Below are 26,510 nucleotides of genomic sequence, written 5' to 3' on the forward strand. Positions count from 1 at the left end.
TAGGACTCAACTCCTAATCTAAATTTGCATATAAGGGATATTGTGCACACAACGCACGAACAATTTCCCGTGCTTTCGCCAGTTTATCAGTTTCATGTTGCGAGGTCAAGGCAAGGTCCATCGCCTCCGCAATCTGCTGCATCGCTTCAGGATTCATGCCACGCGTTGTAACTGCAGGCGTCCCTACCCGAATTCCGCTAGTGATATAAGGACTTGCTGTATCAAACGGAATTGTGTTCTTATTGACAGTAATCCCTACTTGATCCAAGATTGTTTCCGCTTCTTTTCCTGTTACCGATTTGCTTCGTACATCCACAAGAATAAGGTGGTTATCCGTTCCTTCCGAGACAAGACGGAATCCTCGATCCACTAACGCTTTAGCCAGAGCTTTAGCATTTTCAACAATACGAGTCTGGTACGCTTTAAAGTCTGGCTGAAGGGCTTCGCCAAAAGCAACTGCTTTCGCGGCAATAACATGCATCAGTGGCCCCCCCTGAATTCCCGGGAAAATGGCCTTATCAATTGCTTGTGCGTGTTCAGCCTTACAAAGAATTAAGCCGCCACGAGGCCCTCTTAAGGTCTTATGAGTAGTCGTGGTCACAAAATGGGCATAGGGAACAGGTGATGGATGCAATCCAGCAGCTACTAAACCAGCAATATGTGCCATATCCACCATGAAAAATGCTTCCACTTCATCCGCAATTTCACGTAACTTGGCGAAATCAATTATTCTGGGATAGGCACTCGCTCCAGCAACGAGCATTTTCGGTTTATGTTGGAGCGCTAACTGGCGGACCTGCTCATAGTCTATCCGCTCTGTCTTCGAATCAACCCCGTAAGAAACAAAGTTAAAATATACCCCAGAGATATTTACCGGACTCCCATGCGTCAGATGACCACCGTGTGATAAATTCATCCCCAATACGGTGTCACCGGGTTTTAGCATTGCAAAATAGACTGCTGTATTGGCCTGAGACCCAGAATGGGGCTGGACATTGGCATGTTCAGCGCCAAAAATTTTCTTAATACGATCGCGAGCTAAGTCTTCAACCACATCAACGAATTCGCATCCGCCATAGTAGCGTTTTCCAGGATACCCTTCGGCATACTTATTTGTTAAAACAGACCCTTGTGTTGTCATCACTGCCCGACTGACAAAGTTCTCAGAAGCAATCAGCTCAATGGTATTTCTTTGACGATTTTCTTCTTGTTCAATGGCTTTCGCAACTTCAGGGTCTTGGGGTTTCACCCACTGATCAATATAATCCATTTATTTCACTCCTACTCATTGGGGGAGGAAGTGTCTTAGCCCATTCGCACACGTTCCATTGCTATTCGCTTGACGCAATTCCACTAAAGTGCTCTCTAAGCTAAGAAACTTCCTCTAATTTCATTTCTGTTCATCATACATAGCCCGTGGGCCACCTATCAGGCGTGGGCGGGTGTGAGCAAGGGTTAGATGAGCTTCTCCTATCTCCTTCACGTGTAAGCGTATAGGTATTGCTACGGGCCGCAGGTGCATACCGATAAATGTGTCTCCGATATCGATTCCCGCATGCCCTTGAATTCTCTCTACCATAATCGGAGATGAGAATTTCTCCCACGCCTTCACCGTCATTGCGCCTCCGGCATGGAGCGCCGGAAGCACTGTAACTGCCTCTAATCCATAATGATCTACACAGGCTTCTTCCACTACCAAGGCCCGGTTGATATGCTCACATCCTTGTACTGCTAAAAAGATTCCCTGCTGATGAACCCGTTCCAACAAAGATGGCAATAACACCTCGGCGACATCTAAGCTGCTTCCCTGACCAATCCTTTGACCGATAACTTCACTAGTGCTACATCCTACAACGAGGATCTGCCCCGAACGCAAATTAGCCTTTATAAAAAAGGCATCAAGTACTTCATCCCAAACTTTGGCCATATCAGCTAATTTTTCTGCAAACATTTTATCCACGAGAAAGTTACCCCCTCCCCTTGATTTTGGACTCAAGCAGGGATGTTTGTAGTTAGAATCGTCATGACTCAAATTTAACCGCACTCGATGTCAGTGATCAAATTTACACGGCGGGCATGCCGGCCTCCAGCAAAGTCTGTTTTTAAAAAGATATCCACAATGTCCAGAGCAAGACCAACGCCAGTTACCCGGCCACCCAGGGTTAAAACGTTGGCATTGTTATGTTCTCTAGCCATTCGGGCGGAAAATGTCTCTGTACAAAGTGCAGCACGAATTCCTCTAATTTTATTCGCAGCCATGGAAATTCCCTGCCCTGTTCCACAGATTGCAATCCCCAAGTCTGCCTCACCCTTCATGATCGCGTTACCTACTGCAAAACCATACTCGGGATAATCCACTGAGTCGGTCGAATGAGTCCCTAAATCTTGGACTTCTAACCCCTGTGCTTCTAAATGTTTACGAATGGCTTCCTTAAGTTCATAGCCACCATGATCGGACCCCAGCACAACTCTCACGTTCATCCCTCCATCTTTCTATACTTTCAGTTCTACAGTTAGTTACAAAATCCCTGCAATAATACAAAATAAAGCGACGTTTTACGCCGCTAGTGTAGACATCTTTCGCTTATCTTATACTATTACTTAGCCATCTGACTATATTAGGAATAATATTTCTTATAAAGTCCCGAGTTTCAAAATGTTCTGTCATGCATGCCTAACTAAGCGCCACTTTGGATAAGAAATAAAGGTCTGAGTGTGCTTAGTCATCCATTAAAGCTAGGTGACCTTTTAAAGCATTTAGCAGCTCACTAATCTCCCAAGCTGTCTCACGGTAAACTTCAAGAGAACCGCTCCATGGATCGCGGATATCTTGTTTTTTTTCTCCCCAGCTTCCTAAATACTTAGTTTTCTGTTCATATTGAGGGAAACTATGTCTTAATACTTTTTCTTGTGCTTGAGTCATTGGGATAATCCAATCCGCCTCTGCTAATAGTTCGGCCCTAATCTTTCTGGAACGATGCCGGGATAGGTCCACGTTTCGCTCTTTAAGAACCTCTAGCGCATAGGAACTAGCTTCTGTTCCTTCCCATGCTTCTATTCCCGCCGAGCTAACTTGAACAGCATCACCAAACATTTCTCGAGCCAATCCCTCCGCCATAGGACTCCGACATGTGTTTCCCGTACAAATGAACAAAAGTTTTAAGCTCACTTTATATCTCACCTCGATCCGTTAGAACAACAATTTAACACCGATAAGCAATAATGCCAGCCCACCAAGCAGTTCGGCTTTGTCTCCCAACCACGTTCCTAGTATCCGTCCTAAAACTAAACCCATCCCAGTCATTAACCCCGCGATCGCACCAATGATCATAACCGTTATAAAGACATCGGTTTTGATCGTTCCTAGTGAAAATCCGACGCTTAAAGCATCTAAGCTTACACTGGCGGCAAATACATAAATACCAAATCCCCTCAGCGAAATGTCATTAGCAACATTTTTGAGCTTAAGGGCATCTCTAGCCTCCCCTAAAGGAAAATGTTCCGTGGTTGGCCGAAAAACCTTGTAAAGCATCCGTCCCCCCAACACGATAAGAATTAATGCCCCTATTACACTTGCATAACGGCCGAGAATTGACCCCAGTGCTTGACCCAATATTATCCCACAAAGCGGCATAACTACATGAAAGACCGCCACCACCAACGACAATCGCAACATCATGCGATTTCTGATTCCTGACAAACCAATTGCCAAGGACAAAGAAAAAGCGTCTGCCCCTAAGGCAATTGCTACTGCCACAACCCATGCTAAATTCAATACCTTCCCTCCGTTCTCGTTATAGTATATGCACAGGGAAGAGCCTATATTAGTACCAGTACTAATGCCAAGTACACCTGCACTATAACCTATTGCTACTAGATGTATTGAATCCTCTGGCCTGCGGCTTTCTGTAAACGGTTCATTATAGCGGTCCCAAGGCCACCTTCTTCAACCCCTTCAGCCAAGATTATATCCATTCCTCTCTCATCACATAGTCTTAATCCCTCGAATAAGCTACTTGCAACTTCTTCAGGACGATCTTTTGATCCTAAAACAAACAAAAGATCAGGAAGCCGATTATGCAAAAAAGGTGCACTCTCAAGAGTACAAAGAACTCCGACCTTTTTAAGCTTAGCATGTCCTTTGTGAATTTCATGTCCCATCCGCTGCACGACGCGCTCGGATGAACCAACCATTAAAATCATCTCGCCATGTGGGGCATAGTGCCTGTATTTCATGCCGGGTGCTCTAGGTACTTGATTCTTCGACGGCTTGTCCACCCTAACCTCGCCCAATACTTTTTCTAGTTGTTCCTTTGAAACTCCGCCTGGACGTAGGATGGTTGGAACTTCCCCGCTCACATCAAGCACGGTTGATTCCACTCCAACCATACAAGCCCCAGCGTCGAGAATCAGCGGAATTTTGCCTTTCAGATCTCGCCAGACGTGGCTTCCACTTGTCGGACTGGGTTTCCCTGAGAGGTTCGCGCTTGGAGCAGCAATCGGAAGTCCCGTTTCTTCGATAAGGCGGAGGGCAACCGGATGGTTTGGCATACGAATTGCCACATTAGCTAGCCCGGCTGTAACTAAATCCGAAACGTTGGCTGTTTTCGGCAAGACCAGAGTCAATGGACCTGGCCAAAAGTGTCGAACACAAAGCTCTGCCGCCGGCGTCCAACTATCAACTAAGATGTTTGCCATAGCACGGTTGCAAACATGTACAATTAAGGGGTTATCCTGGGGCCGACCTTTAACTTCAAAAATTTTGGCACAGGCTGCAACGTCTAAAGCGTTTGCCCCTAACCCATAGACAGTCTCCGTCGGAAAGGCGACGAGTTCCCCTGCTTGTAGCCACTCTGCACCTTCTTTTAATAATTCAGCTTCCGGATGGACTCCATCAATATAACTTCTTTTAGTCTGCATCTATGCTCACCTCGCTAAGATCACCCGGTCTCGCCCCGCCAAGTCGGGGAAAACCTGTGTTTCAAAACCTTTCATTTGGAAAATCCGGCAAACTGCCTCCGCTTGATTCCAACCTATTTCCATGAGCAGCTTGCCCTGAGGGGTCAATAACTGACGTATCTCTTCTGACAGACGGCGATAGAAGGTCAAACCATCTTGTCCCCCTAGAAAAGCCATAGAGGGCTCGCGGAAAATCTCAGGAGCGCACTGACTATAATCCTCCGGAGAAACATAAGGAGGGTTCGTAATAATAAAATCCCAAAGTTCACCCTGAATAGGTGTCACAAAGTCCCCTTGACGCCATTGCACAGTAACCCCTAAACGTACAGCATTCTGTCGTGCTACGTCTAAGGCGTCTGGTGAAAGGTCTGTTCCGACCACCTCCGCCTTAGGATAATAATAGGCCATCGAAATCGCAAGAGCACCACTTCCGGTACAAAGATCCGCAACTTTGATCAATTGCTCTTGCCTCAATCGCTCTTCTTGTTTTACTATTTCCAGCCATTTCTCAACCAAAATCTCGCTGTCCGAGCGAGGGATAAGTACCCTTTTATCAACACTGAAACAAAGACCCATAAAATCCTGTCGCTTTAAAATATATTGAAGCGGCTCATGCTCAGCTCGACGAATAATTACCTCTCGAAAGCCCGCCTCTTCCTCCTTTGACAAATTACGGTCAAGATCGAAATAGAGGCGGTCACGACGCGACACACCTAGAACTTCGGCCAATAATAAGTCTGCATCTAAGCGAGCATTTTCGATACCTTTTTCCAAGAGCTGTGCCTCGCCGTAATGCATTCCTTCTAGCACCTTCAAAACTGTTTAGCCCCCTACCACGATATTCGAGGTTCGATGTTCGTGGTTCGAATATTGAATACCTTTATTTGATCTCAGCCTTTAGTCGCTCTGCCTGATCAGAAGTTATCAGAGCTTGGATGATTTCTTCTAAATCTCCCGTTAGGATCGTCTCTAGGCGGTGCAACGTTAGACCGATACGATGGTCTGTTACCCTTCCCTGAGGGAAATTGAATGTTCTAATCCGTTCGCTTCGATCACCTGTACCCACTTGGCTTCGGCGTTCCGATGCCTGCTCCCCGCTCGCCTCGTCTTGAGCTTTCTCCAGGATGCGGGCCCGTAAAACACGCAAGGCCTTTTCTTTGTTCTTGAGCTGTGATTTCTCATCCTGACAAGATGCTATGATTCCAGTTGGCAGATGGGTAATTCGTACTGCTGATTGGGTTGTGTTTACACACTGCCCACCGGGCCCACTAGAACAATAGATATCAATACGCAAGTCGTTAGGATTAATCGAGACTTCTACCTCTTCTGCTTCAGGAAGCACCGCAACAGTCGCTGTCGAGGTATGAATCCTCCCCCCAGATTCTGTTGATGGGATTCTTTGAACCCGGTGTACTCCACTTTCAAATTTCAGTTTACTAAAAGCCCCATACCCTTCCACTAAAAAAATAATTTCTTTATAACCGCCAATATCTGTATAGCTGGCACTGAGGACTTCCGTTTTCCACCCCTGCCCTTCAGAGTATCGAATATACATCTTATAAAGATCTCCAGCAAACAAAGCCGCTTCATCGCCACCTGCCCCCGCCCGAATTTCCATAATGACATTTTTTTCGTCATTCGGATCCTTCGGCAGAAGAAAGACTCGCATCTTTTCTTCCAACTCCAGAGCTTGGCTTCGTAACTCATCGAGCTCCTGCTCCGCCATCTCCTGCATATCTGAGTCAAGTTTTTCCTTGAGTAAGTTTTCTGTATCCTCTATGCCTCGGAGTACGGACTGATACTCTCTAAACGCAGTGATCAGGTTTGTCATACCCGCTTGAGCTTTGGCATATTTTTGCCACTCGCTCTGATTGGCAAGGATTTCCGGGTCACTAAGAAGTTCCGTTAATTCATCATATTTTCGTTCTATCTCATAAAGTTTCTCTAACATTTTTCACACCTCAAAATTACGTTAGTTCCTGACCAGAATCCAAAACACCTTTTAATGCTGCCAATGCGACCTCTAACTGGGCATCGTCCGGTTCCCGCGTGGTTAACTTCTGTAATAACAAGCCGGGAACAATAAGCCAACGCAGCCACGGCGATTCCAAATGCCGTGAAGAGAATTTAAGAATTTCATAAGCAGCTCCAGCTACAAAAGGCATGAGCAACATTCGAGAAAGTAATCGCCACCACAAGGGATGTAAACCCACAAAAGCAAACACAAAGATGCTTACAACGACCACAATCAGGAGGAAACTTGTCCCGCAGCGAGGATGCAACCTTGGAAAGGGGCGCGCGTTTTCTACCGTGAGCTCTGCTTTTGCTTCATAGGTAAAAATTGCTTTATGCTCTGCACCATGATATTGAAAGACTCGTTGAATGTCTTTGAGCCTGGAAATACCTAAGATATAAAGAAAAAAAACAACAAGCCGAATTGCTCCCTCCAATAAATTCTGCCACACGACTCCAGTGACCTTTCCCTGCAGCAAGTGAGCTACCCCAGTTGGCAATCCGACAAAAAGCAAAAGACCCAAGCCAAAAGCAAATCCTATGGTTAACGCTAACTCCCAAAAACCGAGTTCTTCCTCTTCGCCATCTTCCTCCCCCATTGAACGATTGGCCGAAAAGGTCAACGCGCGCGTTCCGACAATCAAAGAATCTACCAGCGCTACAAACCCTCGAATCAACGGTAACTTTAAAACAGGTTTGTTCGACCATGAATTAAGTGCTAGATGAGTAACCTCAATCTTGCCATCTGGTAGCCTGACCGCAATAGCACTTTCCCGAGGTCCACGCATCATGACCCCTTCTATGACCGCTTGCCCGCCATATTGGACTGGTCTACCCATCGAACTTCCTCCTTATCTTCAGATCCTATCATTTATAACTATGACTAATGTATGGCATAAGTGCAAAATAATAGTTTATGTTATCCTTTACGCAAAAAGCAGAGCTTGCGCTCTGCTTTTCCACCAGCAACGACCGCAGGCCGTTGTTTACATCCCATATTTCTTTTTAAACCGATCAACCCGTCCGCCTGCATCGACAAACCGCTGTACCCCGGTATAGAAGGGATGGCATTTCGAACAAATTTCTACTTTGATGTCTTTTTTTGTACTTGCTGTTGGAATGACCTCTCCGCAAGCACATGTCACTGTGGTTTGTTCGTATTTAGGGTGAATTTTTTCTTTCATGTCTTCACCTTCTTTCCCATTTGGATCGAGGCGCTCTTTTGCCGCACCTGCTTAAGAAACAATTTCAGTCAACTCTTACTATTTTAGCACAGATATTATATACTGGTCAATATTTCATTTTCTAATAAATGGCTTATTCCTATTCAAAATATATCTACCGGATATATCATACTTGAGCATTTTACCCAAACTCTAAATAAATTATACAAGGAAAGGCTTAACAGCCCTTCATAGCATAATCTGGCTTCTTGTCAAAGCGGTGACGTGCTTCGATAAAACGAACTGTTCCGGTTTTTCCTCGGATGACAACGGTGTGGGTCAATGCACCTTTCGAGGTGTAGGTCACACCACGCAATAAAGGGCCTTCAGTAATCCCAGTCGCTGCAAAAAAAACGTCGTCGGTATTCACTAGGTCTTCCATCGTTAATAATTTTTGGACGTTCTCAATTCCAAGGACTTTAGCCCGAGCCACATCTTCATCATTTTCCGGCCAAAGACGGCCTTGCATTTCTCCACCCATACAACGAAGAGCCGCTGCGGCTAGAACACCTTCAGGCGCTCCACCAATTCCCATCATCATATCGACCCCTGTATCTTCAAATGCACAAGCCACAGCCGGTGAAACATCTCCATCGGTAATGAGACGAACTCTCGCCCCGCAAGCGCGCACATCTTCAATCAGTTTCTTATGACGTGGACGATCCAAAATGACAACCGTTATGTCTTTCATATTTTTGCCTAACGCTTCAGCCACATTTGAGATGTTTTCGTGCACAGTTGCATCTAAATTTATCTTCCCAACAGCAGCAGGTCCTACCGCAATCTTGTCCATATACATATCTGGAGCATGAAGTAAGCACCCCTTCTTGGCAATCGCCACAACGGCAATCGCCCCTGCAACTCCTTTTGCACAACTGTTGGTACCTTCCAAGGGATCAACAGCAACATCTAATTCTGGACTTTCTCCATTTCCAACACGTTCCCCAATATAGAGCATCGGGGCTTCGTCCATTTCCCCTTCTCCGATCACCACTGTGCCATCCATGTGAATCGTGTTAAAAACTGCCCGCATCGCTTCAACGGCAGCATTATCAGCGGCTATCTTATCTCCTAATCCTACCCAACGTGCAGAAGCTAGAGCCGCAGCTTCTGTCACTCTGGCAAATTCCATCGTGAGTTCTCTTTCCAATTTTAACCCCTCCTTAATTCTTTCACCCGTTATTGCCAACCTTGTCTTCGCAGCAATTATTTAGACAAAATAAATGCATCTTCGCTAATGTTTATCACAAATTATGTCATAACATTTATTCTCAATAGTTTCATTGTGACATACTTTTCAAGGGTTTTCAACCACGTAAAATCATTAAACTCACAAAAAGGTTGGCATCAGCTTATCTAATGTCCAGATAGGCAGATGCCAATTTCATATTTGATATTTATATTTCGAAATCCGAGGCCGTTCATAATTACTGTAGGTATATAAGATAAAATTTCAGCCTTAGCGAGTTTCTTCTAAAAATTCAACGACTTAATAACCTAAACCAGTGAATTAAAGTTTTTTCCAATCTGCCAGAAACTTCTCAATTCCAGCATCTGTCAGTGGGTGCCGAAAAAGTTGCCTTAAAACTCCAAAGGGAACTGTTGCATAATCTGCTCCTAATTTGGCAGATTCTGTGACGTGAACCGGGTTTCTAATACTGGCAGCGATGATTTTTGTTTCGATGTCATTTACTTGGAAGATTTCACACATATCTGCCAACGAATTGAGCCCATTTTCACCGATATCATCCAGTCGCCCCAAAAATGGACTTACATAAGTTGCTCCCGCCCGTGCTGCAAGCAAGGCTTGATTCGCGGTAAACACGAGAGTAACATTTGTCTTAATTTTTTCTGCACTTAAGGTCTTTGCAGTTTTGAGGCCAGCTTCTGTCATCGGAATCTTAATCACTATATTCGGATGGATTGCCGCTAAAACATGCGCTTCCTGCAACATTCCTTCATAGTCAAGCGCAATAACCTCTGCGCTTATAGGACCGTCAACAATCCCTGCCACCGTCTTAAGGAGTTCGTGGAAGTCCTTTCCTTCCTTAGCTACCAAACTAGGATTTGTCGTTAGACCAGCAATAACCCCCATATCCCAAGCTTGTTTAATTTCCTCAATATTTGCAGAGTCCAAAAAAAACCGCATGACGTTACCTTCTTTCTAAAAGTTTACGCCTTCCCGTTGCTGCCGAAGACTCGGATTTTCTCGCGGATTATTGCAGTTGCAGCTTCGCGAGCAGGACCCAGCATTTTGCGAGGGTCAATTTCTTTGAGATTCTCCTCGAGCACAAGGCGTGCAGCCTTTACAAAGGCTTCACGAATATTCGTGTCAATGTTAACTTTACATACACCTCTTGAAATCGCCTCTCGAAGTGCTTCATCCGGCACTCCGGAAGATCCATGCAAAACGATCGGCGTTGAAACGCGTTCGCGAATTTGTGTTAATCGTTCAAAATCAAGTTTGGGAACCCCCTTATATTGACCATGAGCAGTCCCAATGGCAATCGCTAACGCATCCACCTGTGTCGCTTGAACAAAGTGCTCCGCCTCAGCAGGATCTGTAAACAGTGCCTCTCGTTCGCTAACGGTGATATCATCCTCAGTCCCACCGATTTTACCCAATTCCGCTTCAACTGAAACACCTAGAGGGCGTACCGCTTCAATCACTTTGTTGGTTAACGCAATATTGTCTTCCAACGGGTGTTTGGAACCGTCTATCATCACGGAAGAGAATCCGTTACGCACACACTGCATGACTTGAGCAAAACTTGTTCCATGATCGAGATGCAAGGCAATAGGAACGCTTGATTTTTCGGCAGCTATCTTCGTCAAGGTTGTTATGTACTCAATTCCTGCATATTTTATCGCACCTTGACTGGCCTGAATAATAACTGGAGCATTTTCGGCCTCTGCCGCGGCTACAATCGCTTGGACGATCTCCATATTATTACAATTAAAGGCTCCTACTGCATAATGTTCTTTTTGCGCTTTTGCTAATAACTCATTCATCGAAACTAACGCCATTTTTTTTCCTCCTCGTTCGTCTTTGAAAGGTGCTGGCCCCGCAACGGACTATTGATGAGCCAAGTCTTATTCTCTTCCAGATACATCGAATTTATCCCTTCAATTTGACAAACATTATCCGAACTGTCCGCATAAATAACTCCCATAGCTTCACAGCATTCACAATACAGTTCGATGCGATCCGGCAATAACTCAAAGGATAACTGATGGTTTCCACAAGCACACCCTAAATCTCCTTGCTTAGCCAGACAATGAAGATGATCTAAAATCCGAAGCATGACCTCAGGGTTTTCGAACTCTTCCTCGTAACCCAATTCTACCGCCAATTCCCCAATGGATTTTTCACGTTCATGACAAGCCTGAGTGACTTTCTGTTTAGGCCCAATATATCCAACCGAAGCTTCCACCGCCGGACAAACAAGTGGCAAAGCCTCTTTGCCCCAAATGGCATGGCGATTTAATCTTAAATAATGGGTATCCCCACAGTAAGCGCATGCATAAGTGATGTTAAACTGCTGACGGTTTCGACTAGTTACTGACATAAGTTCAAGGCCGCAACCACAAAGCAGTTTCTTGCGTTCTCGCTGAGAAAATGCAAAGAGAGAGAGGGCATGAAATTCTAGTTCTCCGCATTGAGAACACTGAATGGCAATCGTTGTGTTTGTCGTTAGAATCATAATTCCCACCTCTTCCTACAGCATATACTTCGTCATACAAGAAGATTTTCCTGCCTTTCGACCAACAAAAAGAATATCGTGTTCGGCGGCTGATAACTGCAGTAACATCTAACAGTCCGTTCTTGTCCATGGAAAACGTCAAAAAAAGCTGGCATTTATGTACTGGTCGTCTAACTTGAAAACAAATGTATTTTCTAAACTATTAAAAAACTTATGTAGTCGTTAATATCTCCTTCACCCGTTCTCTCAACTCAAATAAATCAAAAGGTTTACCCATGTAATGGAGAATCCCAAGATCTTTGGCTTGCTCCATATTCTGAGTATCACCGTAGGCGGTCATCATAATCACGCCGACTCGCCGATCTAAGGCACGAATTTGCCCTAATGTTTCTAAACCATTCATTCCAGGCATTTTCATGTCCATCAATATAAGATCTGGCTCAAACGTTTCCAGTAACTGAAGAGCTTCTGCCCCATTCGCAGCCATTTCAACCTCATGGTGATCCTCCCTGAAGGTCTCGAAGAGCAGGCGACGCACTCCAAGTTGATCATCTACTACAAGTATTTTAGCCATTCCCTACATCCCTTTCCCTCAAGTTTCTCCTTGTCCTACTATCAGAAAGTATAAACTTAGGTTATATACTGCAAGTAGGACTAATCCGTGCGAAGACAGTGCCTTCGTCTAAGCATAAGTGCAACTAAGGCGGCCGCCTCGCCAAGGCTTGGCGCCAGCTAAGTTTTCTTTATTGCAGTGAATATTCTGTATAAGCTGGTAAAACTCCTTCTTTCATAACCCGATCTGACAACATTTGTCCACCTTGTCTATATCTCCTTGGAATCCGAGGATTTGCCACAGTCCGCCGCAAAGGAATCTGAACCTCATCCCCTAACGCACAATCCTGCATTCCCACCTCAATTACTGTAAGCTGCATACCAATTTTTCCAGCGACATGAACTCTCCGCCCTTTCAGTTCTACCTGTTCTTGCCCAAGGAAAAAACCAAACAAAGCTAAAAAGTTTTTAACCACAATTTTTAAAAAATCAAACCATCCTTGAGGGATGAAATGCGGGGTTATGCCAAACCCATCCGCATACCCCACAGGAATCACTGCTAGTTGAGTTGCAGCCTTCGTGCGATAAATACTTTGATAACCTACATGGGTCCCTTTCGGGACTTTGCGCAGGTGAACAATCTGACTTTTAGCAACCCAAGGGTCGCTTAACGTTAATTTCGAACTAAAACCAGGCCCTGGATAATGCCCAATCAGTAATGTCCCAATACGCACAAAATCATGATGCCATTCGGGATAATCGAGAAAAGTAGCACTATTGCAGACATGTTTCCAAGTCGGATAAATCCTTAGCTCTTCAAGACGGGCCGTAAAAGTCTGGAAACGTTCATATTGCCCTAGAGAATACTGCCTATCTCTTTGAGCCGCACGAGCAAAATGAGTATAAACTCCCGCCACATGGATATGGGGAGCTTTTAGCAAAGCCGTAGAAAGTTCCTCCGCCTCGGGAAGTTGGAACCCGGTTCGTCCCATGCCAGTTTCTAATTTGAGATGCACCTGAACCTGCTGAAAAGCTTCCTGTTCAATCTCCGAACAAACCACATTCAATTTCTCAATTGAGGACAGTTCTGAAAGTGTCAGCTGTAACTGCGCATTGATAGCCCTAAGCCATTCTTCTTGCGAAGTAGGCCCTAAAACTAAAATAATACCCTCGATTCCATGCTCTCGTAAAATCAGACCTTCTTCGAGCCTTGTAACTGCAAACGCCTCACACCCAGCTCTCTCCAAAGCACGTGCAACCTCAATTGCACCCAATCCATAGGCATCTGCTTTCACCACCGCCATACATCGGGCCCCAGGACGAAGGAGCTTTACAACTTCTTCGTAATTTCTAACGACCGCATCCAGGTCGACTTCAATCCACGTTCCAGTCATAGGCTTATCCCCTCCGAGCTCGCCGCAACTTACCAATAATCCCCTTTACAGCCTCTGAATAGATTGGTTCCAAGTGGTTCCAAAGAAAATAGATTATTGGGCGATACACTAGGTCCCACTCTCCAATAAATTCTGTATAATCTCCGTTAAACCCTTTCTTAAACCGATAAAGCCCATAAAGCGGGTTATCCTCCGTCAAATGTCCAGGAACCCCCCGGAAGTCATAGAGAGTACAATCCAACGACTTTGCCCAACGAATCATTTCCCACTGAATTAAGTAATTGGGCATAACATTCCGATGAGCGTTCGATGAAGCACCATAGATATACCAGGCTTTATCTCCAATGACAAATGCTAAGGTTCCAGATATGATTTTCCCTTCATATTCAGCAATAAATAATTCTCCCAAACCTACCGGCACCAAGGAATCATAAAGATCTTCAAAATAGGAATAAGCTCTCACCAAGAAGCGATCGCGTTCTGTCGTTTCTTTTAAAACCCGGTAAAATTCCGGTAAATCTTCACGCGTTCCTCGCCGGATCTGAACCCCTTTCTTCTGGGCAAGACGAATATTGTAACGAGTTTTCTGCTGCATATTGGTCAGCAAGGTCGACTCATCCGGCGAAATATCTAAACGAAACACATACTTAGGCTGAACCCCTTCAAAGCCCTTGCCACTCTCAGCAGAGCTGAATCCTCTAGAAACAAAAAACCGTTCCACTTCTTTTTCCGAAGACGGCACATCCGGATCAATCTTTAGGAAAATGGCCCCTCGGGCTTTCGCCAACTTGCGAATCTCCGCCAACACCAAATCTGCCAGCTCAACATTCTTCCAATCCACAATCGGCCCGCGAGAAGCATAGAAAATAGGTATCCCCACAACCGGAATTTTACGTTCCAGAATAGAAGCCACCGCTACAATTTCACCGTTTTCTTCAACAATCAACCGCCAAGGCGCCCATCCAGTCCGGCTCTTAATCTCTCCCCACTCCCAAGACTGGAGCACATGCCCTTTTGAATCCTTAGCCAAAAAAGCATTATAGCGTTCATGTTCACCTTTATCGATCCACCTGGCTACATAGGCCATCCGGTTCAATCCCCTTTCCCCTTGCCATTCTTTCCATGGTTACACTCGTCTAATCAATAACTAATGATATAACATAAGAGTTCGTGCTATAACCCTTAATCCTAGGTTTAGCAGAACTCTCCTAAGTCAACCTATACGTCGAGGATCGTGCCATCGAACATTCCCCCGTTCCAAGCCCCTGAGTCGCATTTGTGACATGAGTGCGACGCCTTTATGTAAGCAGAATAACAACACCATTGAAAACGAACCCAAAGGCAAGACGGTGCACATGAAATGTGCCGTCTCCTAAACACTGGTCACCCAAAACGAATCGTCAACAATCTTCAAAGCAAGACTAAACATTCCCCGTCCCAAGCTCAAGACGTTGCATAACATGAGCGCTAGGTTTACGTAAGCAGCCTAGCAAACTTCCGTTCAAGCGACCAACCCCAGACACGGGGCAGCGCACATGGACGTGCGCTGCCGCCAATGCGCCAAGGTCCCTTCTCGCCATCCTGCAAGAAGGCTAATACGTGCGAAGACAGTGTCTTCGAGCCAGCGGATGGCGCTTTTGGCACGATAGTCTCCAGTGGAGATTATCGCCGTAGGCGGTTCTTTAAAAGAATACTATCGCCGAAGGATGAACCCCGCTCCCCAAAGCCAGGAGCTTGAACGGTTAGTTTGCTCTGCGTCGTAAGACCAAGCGCTGTAACATACAAGTCCCCTACTTCAACGCAGCCCGAATAAACTCTCTGAAAAGTGGATGCGCCCGATTTGGGCGAGACTTAAATTCCGGATGGAACTGAGAAGCCACAAACCATGGATGATCAGGATATTCAGTAATTTCTACTAGACGGCCATCCAATGATGCCCCGGAAAACCTCAAGCCTGCAGCTTCGAGCTCACCCCGGAACTGGTTATTAACTTCATAGCGATGGCGATGACGTTCATAAACAACCTGATCCTGATAAGCCTGATACGCCAGGCTTCCCTCGACCAACTTCGCTGGGGAAATTCCTAAACGCATGGTGCCACCTTTTTCTTCGATGTCTTTTTGTTCCGGGAGTATGTCGATGACCGGGTAGGTTGTGTCTGCATCAAATTCTGTGCTATTGGCTCGTTCCATACCACAGACATTACGCGCAAATTCGATGATAGCTGTTTGCATTCCCAAGCAAATCCCAAGAAATGGTATTTTCTGTTCTCGAGCATAACGGATCGCTTCGATCTTACCCTCAATCCCTCGGTTGCCAAACCCTCCAGGGACAAGGATTCCATCAACACCTTTTAGGTACTTTTCAACGCCTTCTTCTTCAATGCTCTCTGAATTCACCCAACGCACGTTTACCTTTGCACCATGCTCAGTCCCAGCTGACCGTAAAGCCTCTGCGACACTCAAGTAAGCATCTGGAAGTTCTACATATTTACCAACAATTGCAATCTCGGTCTCCAACGTCGGAGATTTAATTTTCTCTACCATAGCTTTCCACTCAGTCATATCGGCCGGAGGAGCCTCAATACCTGAGCGACGAAGGACAATATCATCAAGCCCCTCTTCTTGGAGCTTCAAAGGAACCTCATAAATAGTTGGTGCGTCCACGCACTGAATGACAGCTTCCAGTTCAACGTCACAGAGCAAGGCCAACTTTTCCTTCATATCACCAGCCAGCTCTTTCTCTGAACGACAAACAATAATAGTGGGTTGAATCCCAATTCCCCGCAATTCTTTAACAGAGTGCTGTGTCGGCTTTGTTTTCAATTCCCCGGACATGGCTAAATATGGAACTAAAGTAACGTGAATGTAGATGACATTCTCACGCCCTATGTCATTTTTCATTTGCCGGATTGCTTCGAGAAAGGGCAGAGATTCAATGTCCCCTACGGTTCCACCAATCTCAGTAATTACGAAGTCCGGATGACTTTCTCTCGCCACGCGATAGATCCGCTCTTTAATTTCATTCGTAATATGAGGAATGACTTGAACGGTCCCTCCCAGATAGTCACCTTTACGTTCCTTACGAATGACTGACCAGTAAATCTTACCTGTCGTAACATTACTATTTTTCGAAACTGGTACATCAATAAAGCGCTCATAGTGGCCTAAATCCAAGTCCGTTTCTGCCCCGTCATCGGTAACAAACACTTCACCATGTTGATATGGACTCATCGTCCCCGGGTCAATATTGATATAGGGATCAAATTTTTGTATCGCCACTTTAAGACCCCTATTTTTCAGAAGACAACCAAGGGATGCCGCTGTAATTCCTTTTCCAAGGGAAGACACAACGCCGCCCGTTACGAAAATAAATTTTGTCATGCGCTTTACCATTTCCTTTCAGACCTTAAATGTATACCGAACGAGTTCTTCTATTCTCAAGCAGGAGATAGTTATCAGGATTACCCTCTGCAAAAAAACACGTAAATAAAGCTAGTCCGCGAGCCGCACTAGCTTTATTTTCTCAATCAGTAAGACTATGTTTTGGGTGGTGTTCTAACCTCGCCTCGCACGTCCTGTCCGAGTCATGACCAGCGTATACGTACGATGAAGACTTGTACCGCCGCCTGACGGCTTGGCACAAGCCAAGTTTCTCAATCCCACTTGATCTATTTTAGCCACACTTCTAAAAGATGTCAAGCCAAAGGAATTCTTTTACCATTTTTCTCCGCGTCTACCCTCATCCGTTTCGTCAAAAACTTCGTCTGTTTCCGAAGCATCGTCATCTAAGGCGTCGTCATCTAATTCTTCTAAATCTGACTTGTCGTCTTCATCAGAAGATGCTTTATTCATTAAACTTATAGACGTCATTCGCTTGGGGATTTTCGACGAGTCCCAAACCTTCAGACCCCATTCACCTCGTCCAAGAAACGTAAATCGTGTATCTAGATTGATCTGAGTAAGCGCCGCTGCAATCCGTATAGCCTCCTGAGAAATTCCTAAGCGCCTTAATACTTCCTCGATTAAGTTATGATAATGCATGGGGTTACCCTGAGCTTTCAAAACCTCATAAGCTATATCTGCTTCCGTTGGCTTGTCTTTTTTGCTTAAAGAGTGGGTCAAAATTCCACCGCCCTTCGTCGTTTTGAATACCAATATATTCGGCCCACCCCTAAATATTTCCTGCTTGTCGTTAGTTTAAACATAAAATTTAAATTTCCACATTATCTACATTTTTTCCGGAGCTGACACTCCTAGTATGCCCAACACATTGCTAATAATTTGTTTCACGGCCCGCACTAAACTCAAACGAGCCTGTCGCAGCCCCTCATCGTCAACAAGTACGCGCTGACTGTTATAAAAGGTATGAAAAAGACCTGCTAAATCGAGTACATAACGGGCTAAACGGTGAGGTTCCATGAGACGTGCTGCCACAGTGATTTCGCTCGGCAAGTCAGCCATTTTCTTGAGCAAATCTCGTTCTTCGGAGCTGTCAAGTCGTTTTAGGTCTTTTTCCAGAGGAAGTGTGTCGACATTACCAAGCTCCTCGGCTTGCCGCAAAATACTGCACAAACGAGCATGTGCATATTGCACATAATAAACAGGGTTATCCGACGACTGAGCTTTTGCTAGATCCATGTCAAAATCCACTGTAGAATCTGGATCTCGCAGGTTAAAGAAAAACCGCGCTGCATCTTTTCCAACCTCATCCATCAGTTCACGCAACGTGATGTACTGACCAGAACGTTTAGACATTTTCACCACTTCGCCATTTTGGATGAGTCGCACGAGTTGCATCAGAATAATTTGAAGGTTATCCGCTTCATACCCTAAAGCGGACATCGCTCCTTTCAACCGAGCTACATGTCCATGATGATCGGCACCCCAAATATTGATTACCCGATTGAAGCCACGTTCAAACTTATTGCTATGATAGGCGATATCTGCCGCAAAATAGGTTGGTGTTCCATTACTTCGGACCACCACTTCGTCTTTTTCATCTCCAAGCAAAGTGGATTTAAGCCAAAGCGCACCTTCCTTTTCGTAAATATATCCCTTTTTTTCGAGTTCCTCCATTGTTGAGCGTACGGCCCCTGAATCATGCAGGGTTTGTTCACTAAACCAAACATCATATTCAACCCCGAAATCCTGCAAGGTTTCCCGAATATCTCGCATTTTCTCGTCCAAAGCATACCGCACTAAAAACTCACGTCGCAGGCCCTGTTCGACTGAAAGATATTTGTCACCTACTTTGGCAATAAGGCCTTTTACCGTGTCGACCAAGTCTTCGCCATGATATCCCCCTTCTGGGAAAGGGGCATCTTGACCAAGTTGTTGTAAATACCTGGCTTCCAGTGACATTGCAAAATTATGAATCTGGTTCCCCGTGTCATTAATATAAAATTCACGGGAGACTTCATACCCTGCTGTGGAGAGTAACGAAGCAAGGCTGTCGCCAAGTGCTGCTCCACGAGCATTGCCCATGTGTAATAGTCCAGTAGGGTTTGCGCTCACGAACTCAACCTGAATCTTCTGACCCTTTCCGATATCCACTTGGCCATAGAGTTCTCCAGCTCTAATAACCTCACCTATCACATTCGTCAGCCATAACGGATTTAGGCGGAAGTTAATAAAACCTGCCCCCGCAATCTCAGAGGATTCTATCCAAGTCCCGGTTGTGTCTAAGTGTCTAATAAGTATAGGGGCTATCTCCCGGGGCGAACGTTTCGCTTGTTTGGCTAGCACCATTGCTAGATTTGTTGCCAAATCTCCATGTTGCTTTTCTCTTGGTTCTTCCAATACGAAATTAGGCAATTCTTCAAACTTTAATTCTCCTGCCGCTTTTGCAGAATTCACGGCTTCTACCAACTGATTTGTAACTTGTGTTTTTATGTTCTCATAGAGACTCATTGGGGGAGATCCTCCTTTATGTTTAGCAACAGCAAATTATAACTGACCAAATTATCATCGATAAAAAGGTCATATTCTAGACTAATACGTCCCCCATGGACTGTCAAGTCACACTCTACTCGATGGGGCATAACGCTTAGCCAGATTTTCCCATAACAAGTTGTGTAAATACTCCGATTGAGCACTCCCTTTTTAAACTCTTGCGCTAGATCCACTGAGCCCTTGCGATTTAAGGTGACTACTCCTTCTCTAATGCTTAAATATGTTGTCACACCTTCAAGGCCTGTGCTCTCACATTCAGACTCTTTATATAATACATAGAAAGCACTGTTACGTTCATAAAACGTTCCTGTAGTGATCAATTCCTGCTGATCCTCATGCCCTTCCGGATACTTCTGTTTTCCGTAGACCTGAATGGTCGCTTTTTTCTGCAATGGTGTGCTCCTTTCTGGAGGGGAGGAAGTCTCTATTTTTCGAACTGGTTGCGAGATGACGTGTTTAAATGGCCTATTCTCGGTAACTCTGAAAAAACCCTTTTTTACTCTAAATTAATTTTACCCAATAACTAACTGCCCTTAGTCGTAGTCATGATTAGATGACTGCAGATATTTAACAGCGAGAGGGAAACATCCCTCTCGCTGTTGTCCAATTATTTTTACTGTAAGTATTCTCCGCGGGGTGTCTTGATGATCCGCTGGATCTTCTCTTCGGCGCCGGTTGAAGCATTTAGGTAGAGAAGATATTCCTCTCCTTGATATTGACCACGAAACTCATAACAATAGATCTCTTGATTTCCGGTTTTAGCAATGACTGCCAAGCGGCTCTCTAGGATCTTGAAATTAGCACGCAACTTTCGTACCGCCTGATTCAGCGTTATTTTAGCTGGGAAAGTCCGCGTATGATGGAAGGCGTAATACGGTGCAGCATCCAGCCCAATAAGGTGGCCATTATCTAAAGCGATCATCAACCGTACTTTATCTGGATAAATCCTTACCCCATTTTCTTCGACAACGGCATCGAACTGAACATAAGAACCATAATCCTCACTTGAAGTCAATACTAGTTGCCAGCCTAATGTTTTCAGAATCGACTTAGCTCTGCTTGTGGCATCTTCTATGCTCATTGTCCTAGGGTCAATTGAACGCTGATCCCGATAGTAGGTTACAACGCCACCCTGGCGACTAACTTCCAAATCAGCATTTTCATACTTCCACATATACCCACCTAATGGTCCCTGAGAATCTCCTACGAATTCTGGCGTTGTATTAGTATATCCTACCTTGTTCAAGAAATCTCGCACTACACCTTGGGCCTGACCTCGGGTTACATTGCCGGAAGGTAACCCTAACGGCTTTGACACGACGCGCGTTGCAAATTCCCCTGTATATGAAAATGGGGGGAGCTTTTGCAAGCTGGCATCCAACTGATCTAAACCCGACCTTACAGATTTGGAAGGGGCCTCCGAGCCATCCGCGGCCGCTTCCGCAATTTGAGTTCCGCTAAATCCTAAACGTTGCCTAAGCGACGGCTTAGGGTCTATCCAAACCAGGTTTTCCGTGTCCATTCTATTCATTATATCTTGAACCTTTTGATTAACCGGCAAGAGCCGTTCATGCATATCTCTTAGAGTCTTTTCCTCTTCCGCTGAAATCGTTCCCCCACCAGCGATTCTTTGGGTCAATGTCCTGGCAAAATCGCCAGATTGGGTTAAAAACTCGCCCACATAGCTCAGTCCAGCCTGATTGGATGGGATTTGAGCAAAATCTTTGAGCGCTGCATCACTTTTACTTGAGATTTGACTCAAGTAGAGAATCCTTTGGGTGGGGTTACTAGCTACATCTCCTTTGGCCATATCCGTCTCTAACTGGTTGAGGTGACTAGCGAAATCAGTTAAAGCCCGATGGTTATTGTTTTCTGCGGCCAGACGATATTCTCCTGCCAGACGATATTCATTATATCCCCAACCTAATGAGATCAATAAAGCTACCGCTAGAGCTCCGATCCAAAATTTTCTATGCATGCTTGTCCCCCTACTTTGTAAAGATATGATTTCCAATTTTTTTAATCTGTGGTCGTGACCAAATATATTTATTTTTTGTTTTGGCTGGATTAAAAAAGAATAACGCCCCCCCTGAAGGGTCTGATCCGTTTACAGCTTCTTGAGCGGCACGTAAAGCTGATGCCGAAGGTGGTAAATTAATTTGACCATCATCCACGCTGGAGAAGGCTTTAGGTTGGTAGATGATATCCGCAACAGTTTTCGGAAACGCAGGATCTGAAATCCGATTAATGATCACGGCAGCCACCGCAACTTGTCCAGTATAAGGTTCTCCACGTGCCTCTGCATTCACGCAGCGGGCTAAAAGATTCGTGTCAATAGCTTTATTCCCAACAGCCTTTCCTGAGGCATTTGTATTTTGACTGGTTAAGCGCTTTAACTCCTTGATAGTATTCGTTCCGGCTAATCCATCAACTCTTAACCCGTGGTCCTTTTGAAAATTCCGTACTGCTGCCTCTGTTTTCGAGCCGAACTTACCATCAACCTTTCCCAGTCCATAACCAAGTTGTACCAATTTAGCTTGCAACTCTTTAACTTCTGGACCTTTGCTCCCCCGCCCAAGCAGACGATCCCCTAAAGCTGCATACGCAATCCCGGACAGGGTAATGCTGAGAATCAGTCCAATGATTAAGACGACCCTCCAAGGTCTAACGCGTAATTTCATACCCTCACCTCACTTTGTTTAATGCTTACTTAGTGTGGCAAAAGTTCAGAGAAATTATCCAACATTATCCTCATAAAACATAAAAATAAAAATCGAAGGGTAGGGACACGATGCATCGCGCCCTTACCCTTCGTTACCCAATTTACTGTCCTATTAATCTGTTATGATCTCGGCCCTCTAAAAGGGCGCAAACTTCGGGGTTTCCCTAGAATTTCTGCCCATATAACCCCTTGGACAAGTTCTCTTTCCGTCAGCGAAAGCTCAATGCCCCTTAAACCTAAGGGTTCCTTGGCTACTTCCTCTCTGGGAATCTCTTCAGTACTCTTATACGCCTCAAGCCCAAGTATTCCTACGTAATCACTGGTTCCTTCAATTCCTTGAGTTCCCTCGGTTCCCTGAGTTCCTTCAATGCCTTGGGTCCCTTCGGTTTCAACATAATAATCCTCGGGTGCTTCAAAATCATTAGGTTTAGTCGATCTCAAAGATCCCGTTTGGTAAGGAACATTTTCTAAGGCTTGTTTTAGCTGTTCTTTCCAATTCCCAAAGGATGTTCCTTGAATTACATCTCTTATAAAGCGACCATCCGGCAGTCTAAATGGGTCAGAGGGCTTGCTTGGCACTTGTTGCCTGCCACTCTTCTTCATAACTGAGACCATTAACTGGTAAATAGCCCAAATGATAATAACAACCGTGAAGATCGACATGATCTCACCTACTTCTTCGTGAGGCTATCACTGCTTGATTCCGTTTTACCCGTCTGAGCAATGTTGCTTCTCATCTGAGTGTCTGCCAGAATATTCTGCATGTTGTAATAGTCCATAACACCAAGTTTTCCTTCACGTAAGGCCTGAGCCATTGCTTTAGGAACTTCCGCCTCTGCATCAACCACCTTGGCCCTCATCTCTTGAACCGATGCCTTCATTTCTTGTTCCTTCGCGACGGCCATCGCACGCCGCTCTTCAGCTTTTGCTTGGGCAATGCGTTTATCCGCTTCTGCTTGGTCCATCTGAAGCTGAGCACCGATGTTTTTACCTACATCGACGTCCGCCATATCAATCGATAAGATTTCAAACGCTGTCCCCGCATCCAATCCTTTTGCTAACACCGTTTGCGAGATCAGCTCAGGTTTTTCTAATACAGCTTTATGGGATTCCGAAGAACCAATACTAGTGACAATTCCTTCCCCAACACGGGCGATAACTGTTTCTTCACCGGCACCACCAACAAGTCGATCAATATTGGCTCGTACGGTAACCTTGGCTTTGACTCTAAGCTCAATTCCATTTTGTGCTACGGCAGAGACAACCGGAGTTTCTATTACTTTCGGATTAACCGACATCTGAACGGCTTGAAGAACATCTCTACCAGCTAGATCAATGGCTGCAGCCCGTTCAAACTGAAGCGGAATCGCAGCACGTTCAGCCGCAATCAGAGCATTAACCACCCTATCGACGTTTCCGCCTGCCAGATAGTGAGCTTCAAGCTGGTCTGTTGCAATTGCTAAACCTGCTTTATGCCCCTTAATCATAGGATTCACGATCTTTGACGGTACCACACGTCGTAATCGCATACCGATTAAGTTGAAAATCCCTACATTAACTCCTGCGGCTAATGCCGAAATCCAAAGTCCTACTGGGATAAAGCTAAGAAGCACACTCACAAGTACAAACGCAATAAAAATTAAAAGTAACGGCACGATTAATGTGGTCATTCAATGCTCGGTCGTAACCGAGCTTCACCTCCTTATGACTTTTTTTCTTCTCTGACAATGATCCTATTCCCTTCAACAGCGATTACTCTGATCCCTTTTCCTGGTCCAATAAACCCCCCTTCAGTTACAACATCTAAATGCTCCCCATCAAAATCTGCTGTACCGGCTGGACGCAACTGGGTGAGGGATATCCCAACTCTCCCAAGATACACTTCATATTGAACTTTAGGGGCAACATATCCTCCCTTAGAGGTTTGGCGTGTACTTAAAGAGAACTTCTGCCACAAGCGCCGAGTGCGAGGTGAACGAAAACTCAAGAAAGTGATGATTCCTAACACAACCAAAGCACCACCCGTGAAAAGCACCCCTTCTAGCAACGAGTCAGTCACTAAGAAAATACCCGTGATTAAGGCTGCAATTCCGAGCATCCCGCTAACCCCGAAACCTGGAATAATAAATATCTCAACCGCCAACAAAACAATCCCGATCACAAACAGCGCAGCAATAATACCTTGCGGCACCACCCTCTCCTCCCTTCAAGCTAAAGCGTACTCTCTTTTCTATCTTCAGTCCTTGGTGTCCAAAGTGTTTAACCAACGCTTCGCAATTTGTTTATATAAATTGGCTCTCGCCAATAAATTTAGAATAACAAGCGTCGTGGCAACCTTCTCCCTATCCTCCTCTTCCATTTTCTCTCCGTTAAGCGTTTCCTCGACTTCTTTTTCTAGCCCCTGAAGGGATATCTGCCAATCCATCTGGGATCGGTCAAAGATTTCACTGTAATATCGATAAAGTTTGGTGGGATTAATGCGGTCATCCGACGTGTCCAAGAGGCTTTCATTAACATACCCCAGCAAATTGGAGACCTCTTCAAGCGATAGGATATCGCGCAAGTCATTAATAAGTAAGATATTAGCAACTTGTTCACGGTTATATTTTTTCTTCTGCGGATTGGGGACATACTTACGCCTTACCCAGTTCTGAACATGAGTGGGATTGATATCATTCTGACTAACCCTCTTAGCCACTTCAACAACCTGGGCCAGCATCATTGAGTCTAGCTCTAGATAAGGAAGTGCTTTCTGCTTGGGTTCTAAATCATTTAACACATCGCGAATCGCCTGTATATGCTTTGAATTCATACTCTCACCTGCTTATGTTATTAACATTTATTCGTTGTTACGGTAATGACATTATATGATCATTATAATCATATGTCAATATATTTAATCTACCTTTATATATATTTTATTATCATCATTTAGGATCACTGCTTAGTTCTAATTTTGTCTAATATGCTTAATATGCAGGTACTCACCCTCTCTCTGTAGAAAAGAGATTTAAGATACTCAAAAAGGGACTAGGAGATGGTACAGTGTTTTACGAAGGAAAAATATACCGTCCGCCCAGTGAGGCGAAAAGTATTATCTTGCAGATCACTGTGGGATGCCAGCACAATGCCTGTAGCTTTTGCGCTATGTATAAGGATAAATCCTTTAGGATTAAATCTGGCGCAGAAATCAAAGATATTATTGCTACAGCCGTTGCCCAGGATTTAGATGCGGAACGAATTTTTTTAGCGGATGGAGATGCTATAGCGGTCGATACCTCTTTGCTCATCGAAATTCTTGATCAACTTTACGAAGAATTTCCTCGACTTAAACGAGTTGGGATTTATGGTGGCCCAAAAGATATACTCGCCAAGAGCCCCAAAGAGTTAGCAAACTTAAAGGCCCATGGTTTAACGATGGTTTATTTGGGCGTTGAAAGTGGCAATGACGCGATTTTAACCGCTGTCTGTAAAGGCGTCACATCTGAGCAGATGATCGCTGCCGGGCAACGAGTCAAAGCCAGCGGTTTAACTCTCTCCTGTACAGTCATTATTGGCCTTGGGGGAAAAGCCCATTCGCCTGAACATGCCGTTGATACCGCACGAGTTATTAGTTCTATTGACCCTCATTTTTTAGGGGCGTTAACCTTAATGGTCGAACCACTTGCTCCTTTGTCGAAAGCTATCGAACGCGGAACCTTTCAACTTCTCACACCCTTCGAATGCCTAACTGAAATTCAAATCTTGCTTGAACAACTTAGAGTTACTCACTGTGTTTTTCGGAGTAATCATGCCTCCAATTATTTGCCCCTCCGGGCAACATTGCCCGATCAGCGGGACGAATTGTTGAAGACCCTCGACAACGTCATCAGGAATCATGCCATTGACCAACTTCGCCCTGAAGGTTGGCGAGGCCTGTAGTATAAAGAAAAGTATACAACGAACGTTATACTTGCTGATTAGTACAAATAAAACGGAGCAGAAAATTG

The 26,510-nt window shown here is 44.9% G+C and carries 30 protein-coding genes; 1 reads left to right on the plus strand and 29 read right to left on the minus strand.

Going from position 1 to position 26,510, the window contains the following annotated elements; all coding sequences use genetic code 11:
• Window positions 1-13: 13 nt before the first annotated feature.
• The 29 genes from glyA to DSBG_RS02560 form a co-directional block, all read right to left on the minus strand.
• Window positions 14-1,270: a serine hydroxymethyltransferase gene (gene glyA / locus DSBG_RS02430; RefSeq protein WP_068962639.1), complete on the minus strand. Its 1,257-nt coding sequence runs from the start codon at window positions 1,268-1,270 to the stop codon at window positions 14-16.
• 120 nt (window positions 1,271-1,390) lie between these two features.
• On the minus strand, window positions 1,391-1,951 hold the full coding sequence (locus DSBG_RS02435) for a TIGR01440 family protein (RefSeq protein WP_068962723.1): 561 nt from the start codon (window positions 1,949-1,951) through the stop codon (window positions 1,391-1,393).
• Window positions 1,952-2,034: 83 nt separating this feature from the next.
• Complete coding sequence (gene rpiB, locus DSBG_RS02440; protein WP_009619525.1) at window positions 2,035-2,475, minus strand: ribose 5-phosphate isomerase B; 441 nt, start codon at window positions 2,473-2,475, stop codon at window positions 2,035-2,037.
• Between the two features lie 244 nt (window positions 2,476-2,719).
• The gene (locus DSBG_RS02445; protein WP_083236690.1) at window positions 2,720-3,169 is read right to left on the minus strand and encodes a low molecular weight protein arginine phosphatase; all 450 of its coding nucleotides are present in this window, start codon (window positions 3,167-3,169) and stop codon (window positions 2,720-2,722) included.
• Window positions 3,170-3,190: 21 nt separating this feature from the next.
• Window positions 3,191-3,775: a manganese efflux pump MntP gene (locus DSBG_RS02450; protein ID WP_068962640.1), complete on the minus strand. Its 585-nt coding sequence runs from the start codon at window positions 3,773-3,775 to the stop codon at window positions 3,191-3,193.
• Window positions 3,776-3,873: 98 nt separating this feature from the next.
• Window positions 3,874-4,920: an L-threonylcarbamoyladenylate synthase gene (locus tag DSBG_RS02455; RefSeq protein WP_068962641.1), complete on the minus strand. Its 1,047-nt coding sequence runs from the start codon at window positions 4,918-4,920 to the stop codon at window positions 3,874-3,876.
• A 6-nt stretch (window positions 4,921-4,926) separates the two neighbouring features.
• Window positions 4,927-5,775, minus strand: a complete 849-nt coding sequence (gene prmC, locus DSBG_RS02460) for a peptide chain release factor N(5)-glutamine methyltransferase (protein ID WP_068962642.1) — start codon at window positions 5,773-5,775, stop codon at window positions 4,927-4,929.
• Window positions 5,776-5,839: 64 nt separating this feature from the next.
• On the minus strand, window positions 5,840-6,910 hold the full coding sequence (prfA, locus tag DSBG_RS02465) for a peptide chain release factor 1 (protein ID WP_068962643.1): 1,071 nt from the start codon (window positions 6,908-6,910) through the stop codon (window positions 5,840-5,842).
• A gap of 16 nt (window positions 6,911-6,926) precedes the next feature.
• The gene (locus tag DSBG_RS02470) at window positions 6,927-7,811 is read right to left on the minus strand and encodes a DUF1385 domain-containing protein (protein ID WP_068962644.1); all 885 of its coding nucleotides are present in this window, start codon (window positions 7,809-7,811) and stop codon (window positions 6,927-6,929) included.
• A gap of 147 nt (window positions 7,812-7,958) precedes the next feature.
• Window positions 7,959-8,156: a 50S ribosomal protein L31 gene (gene rpmE, locus DSBG_RS02475; RefSeq protein WP_009619533.1), complete on the minus strand. Its 198-nt coding sequence runs from the start codon at window positions 8,154-8,156 to the stop codon at window positions 7,959-7,961.
• A 217-nt stretch (window positions 8,157-8,373) separates the two neighbouring features.
• A complete protein-coding gene (gene glpX, locus DSBG_RS02480) occupies window positions 8,374-9,345 on the minus strand; it encodes a class II fructose-bisphosphatase (RefSeq protein WP_068962645.1) in 972 nt (323 codons plus the stop codon).
• A 360-nt stretch (window positions 9,346-9,705) separates the two neighbouring features.
• Window positions 9,706-10,344, minus strand: coding sequence for a fructose-6-phosphate aldolase (fsa, locus tag DSBG_RS02485; RefSeq protein WP_009619535.1), 639 nt, complete (start codon window positions 10,342-10,344; stop codon window positions 9,706-9,708).
• Window positions 10,345-10,367: 23 nt separating this feature from the next.
• Window positions 10,368-11,222, minus strand: coding sequence for a class II fructose-1,6-bisphosphate aldolase (locus DSBG_RS02490; protein ID WP_068962646.1), 855 nt, complete (start codon window positions 11,220-11,222; stop codon window positions 10,368-10,370).
• A complete protein-coding gene (locus DSBG_RS02495) occupies window positions 11,213-11,899 on the minus strand; it encodes a hypothetical protein (RefSeq protein WP_068962647.1) in 687 nt (228 codons plus the stop codon). Before DSBG_RS02495 ends, DSBG_RS02490 begins: the two co-directional genes overlap by 10 nt.
• 211 nt (window positions 11,900-12,110) lie before the next feature.
• Entirely contained in the window at window positions 12,111-12,473 is a 363-nt protein-coding gene (locus DSBG_RS02500) for a response regulator (RefSeq protein WP_009619540.1), read from the minus strand.
• A 169-nt stretch (window positions 12,474-12,642) separates the two neighbouring features.
• Window positions 12,643-13,845 carry an alanine racemase gene (gene alr / locus DSBG_RS02505; RefSeq protein WP_068962648.1) on the minus strand — a complete coding sequence of 401 codons (1,203 nt, stop codon included), beginning with the start codon at window positions 13,843-13,845 and terminating at the stop codon, window positions 12,643-12,645.
• Between the two features lie 4 nt (window positions 13,846-13,849).
• Window positions 13,850-14,932 (minus strand): lipid II:glycine glycyltransferase FemX, encoded by a 1,083-nt coding sequence (locus DSBG_RS02510; protein ID WP_068962649.1) that lies wholly within the window; start codon window positions 14,930-14,932, stop codon window positions 13,850-13,852.
• Window positions 14,933-15,266: 334 nt separating this feature from the next.
• Window positions 15,267-15,425, minus strand: coding sequence for a hypothetical protein (locus tag DSBG_RS22785; protein WP_176716140.1), 159 nt, complete (start codon window positions 15,423-15,425; stop codon window positions 15,267-15,269).
• A 210-nt stretch (window positions 15,426-15,635) separates the two neighbouring features.
• Window positions 15,636-17,228: a CTP synthase gene (gene pyrG / locus DSBG_RS02515; protein ID WP_068962650.1), complete on the minus strand. Its 1,593-nt coding sequence runs from the start codon at window positions 17,226-17,228 to the stop codon at window positions 15,636-15,638.
• Window positions 17,229-17,402: 174 nt separating this feature from the next.
• The gene (locus DSBG_RS23940) at window positions 17,403-17,528 is read right to left on the minus strand and encodes a hypothetical protein (RefSeq protein WP_282434190.1); all 126 of its coding nucleotides are present in this window, start codon (window positions 17,526-17,528) and stop codon (window positions 17,403-17,405) included.
• A gap of 33 nt (window positions 17,529-17,561) precedes the next feature.
• Complete coding sequence (gene rpoE / locus DSBG_RS02520) at window positions 17,562-18,002, minus strand: DNA-directed RNA polymerase subunit delta (RefSeq protein ID WP_068962651.1); 441 nt, start codon at window positions 18,000-18,002, stop codon at window positions 17,562-17,564.
• A 72-nt stretch (window positions 18,003-18,074) separates the two neighbouring features.
• Entirely contained in the window at window positions 18,075-19,757 is a 1,683-nt protein-coding gene (gene argS / locus DSBG_RS02525; RefSeq protein WP_068962652.1) for an arginine--tRNA ligase, read from the minus strand.
• Complete coding sequence (locus tag DSBG_RS02530) at window positions 19,754-20,191, minus strand: YwiB family protein (RefSeq protein WP_068962653.1); 438 nt, start codon at window positions 20,189-20,191, stop codon at window positions 19,754-19,756. Before DSBG_RS02530 ends, argS begins: the two co-directional genes overlap by 4 nt.
• 221 nt (window positions 20,192-20,412) lie before the next feature.
• The gene (locus DSBG_RS02535) at window positions 20,413-21,777 is read right to left on the minus strand and encodes a PepSY1/2 domain-containing protein (protein WP_068962654.1); all 1,365 of its coding nucleotides are present in this window, start codon (window positions 21,775-21,777) and stop codon (window positions 20,413-20,415) included.
• A gap of 10 nt (window positions 21,778-21,787) precedes the next feature.
• Window positions 21,788-22,480 (minus strand): spore cortex-lytic enzyme, encoded by a 693-nt coding sequence (gene sleB / locus DSBG_RS02540; RefSeq protein ID WP_009619555.1) that lies wholly within the window; start codon window positions 22,478-22,480, stop codon window positions 21,788-21,790.
• A 161-nt stretch (window positions 22,481-22,641) separates the two neighbouring features.
• The gene (locus DSBG_RS02545) at window positions 22,642-23,184 is read right to left on the minus strand and encodes a hypothetical protein (RefSeq protein ID WP_068962655.1); all 543 of its coding nucleotides are present in this window, start codon (window positions 23,182-23,184) and stop codon (window positions 22,642-22,644) included.
• An 8-nt stretch (window positions 23,185-23,192) separates the two neighbouring features.
• Complete coding sequence (floA, locus tag DSBG_RS02550; RefSeq protein WP_068962656.1) at window positions 23,193-24,191, minus strand: flotillin-like protein FloA; 999 nt, start codon at window positions 24,189-24,191, stop codon at window positions 23,193-23,195.
• Window positions 24,192-24,223: 32 nt separating this feature from the next.
• On the minus strand, window positions 24,224-24,712 hold the full coding sequence (locus DSBG_RS02555; RefSeq protein ID WP_068962657.1) for an NfeD family protein: 489 nt from the start codon (window positions 24,710-24,712) through the stop codon (window positions 24,224-24,226).
• A gap of 45 nt (window positions 24,713-24,757) precedes the next feature.
• Window positions 24,758-25,333, minus strand: coding sequence for a DUF1836 domain-containing protein (locus tag DSBG_RS02560; RefSeq protein WP_068962658.1), 576 nt, complete (start codon window positions 25,331-25,333; stop codon window positions 24,758-24,760).
• A 233-nt stretch (window positions 25,334-25,566) separates the two neighbouring features.
• On the opposite strand from DSBG_RS02560, the gene DSBG_RS02565 reads away from it, so the two are divergent.
• Window positions 25,567-26,442 (plus strand): radical SAM protein, encoded by an 876-nt coding sequence (locus DSBG_RS02565; RefSeq protein WP_068962659.1) that lies wholly within the window; start codon window positions 25,567-25,569, stop codon window positions 26,440-26,442.
• Window positions 26,443-26,510 lie beyond the last annotated feature (68 nt).

The sequence above is a fragment of the Desulfosporosinus cupriresistens genome, assembly GCF_001707885.1.
Lineage (GTDB): Bacteria > Bacillota > Desulfitobacteriia > Desulfitobacteriales > Desulfitobacteriaceae > Desulfosporosinus.

Coding starts and splice junctions, on each gene's coding strand:
- prfA (WP_068962643.1), bottom strand. CDS start 6,910: ATGTTAGAGAAACTTTATGAGATAGAACGAAAATATGATGAATTAACG.
- DSBG_RS02495 (WP_068962647.1), bottom strand. CDS start 11,899: ATGATTCTAACGACAAACACAACGATTGCCATTCAGTGTTCTCAATGC.
- rpmE (WP_009619533.1), bottom strand. CDS start 8,156: ATGAAAGAAAAAATTCACCCTAAATACGAACAAACCACAGTGACATGT.
- DSBG_RS02455 (WP_068962641.1), bottom strand. CDS start 4,920: ATGCAGACTAAAAGAAGTTATATTGATGGAGTCCATCCGGAAGCTGAA.
- floA (WP_068962656.1), bottom strand. CDS start 24,191: ATGACCACATTAATCGTGCCGTTACTTTTAATTTTTATTGCGTTTGTA.
- DSBG_RS02535 (WP_068962654.1), bottom strand. CDS start 21,777: ATGCATAGAAAATTTTGGATCGGAGCTCTAGCGGTAGCTTTATTGATC.
- DSBG_RS02510 (WP_068962649.1), bottom strand. CDS start 14,932: ATGGCCTATGTAGCCAGGTGGATCGATAAAGGTGAACATGAACGCTAT.
- DSBG_RS02435 (WP_068962723.1), bottom strand. CDS start 1,951: ATGTTTGCAGAAAAATTAGCTGATATGGCCAAAGTTTGGGATGAAGTA.
- fsa (WP_009619535.1), bottom strand. CDS start 10,344: ATGCGGTTTTTTTTGGACTCTGCAAATATTGAGGAAATTAAACAAGCT.
- glyA (WP_068962639.1), bottom strand. CDS start 1,270: ATGGATTATATTGATCAGTGGGTGAAACCCCAAGACCCTGAAGTTGCG.
- DSBG_RS22785 (WP_176716140.1), bottom strand. CDS start 15,425: ATGGCGAGAAGGGACCTTGGCGCATTGGCGGCAGCGCACGTCCATGTG.
- DSBG_RS02500 (WP_009619540.1), bottom strand. CDS start 12,473: ATGGCTAAAATACTTGTAGTAGATGATCAACTTGGAGTGCGTCGCCTG.
- DSBG_RS02560 (WP_068962658.1), bottom strand. CDS start 25,333: ATGAATTCAAAGCATATACAGGCGATTCGCGATGTGTTAAATGATTTA.
- DSBG_RS02545 (WP_068962655.1), bottom strand. CDS start 23,184: ATGTCGATCTTCACGGTTGTTATTATCATTTGGGCTATTTACCAGTTA.
- DSBG_RS02470 (WP_068962644.1), bottom strand. CDS start 7,811: ATGGGTAGACCAGTCCAATATGGCGGGCAAGCGGTCATAGAAGGGGTC.
- pyrG (WP_068962650.1), bottom strand. CDS start 17,228: ATGACAAAATTTATTTTCGTAACGGGCGGCGTTGTGTCTTCCCTTGGA.
- argS (WP_068962652.1), bottom strand. CDS start 19,757: ATGAGTCTCTATGAGAACATAAAAACACAAGTTACAAATCAGTTGGTA.
- alr (WP_068962648.1), bottom strand. CDS start 13,845: ATGACTGGAACGTGGATTGAAGTCGACCTGGATGCGGTCGTTAGAAAT.
- DSBG_RS02490 (WP_068962646.1), bottom strand. CDS start 11,222: ATGGCGTTAGTTTCGATGAATGAGTTATTAGCAAAAGCGCAAAAAGAA.
- sleB (WP_009619555.1), bottom strand. CDS start 22,480: ATGAAATTACGCGTTAGACCTTGGAGGGTCGTCTTAATCATTGGACTG.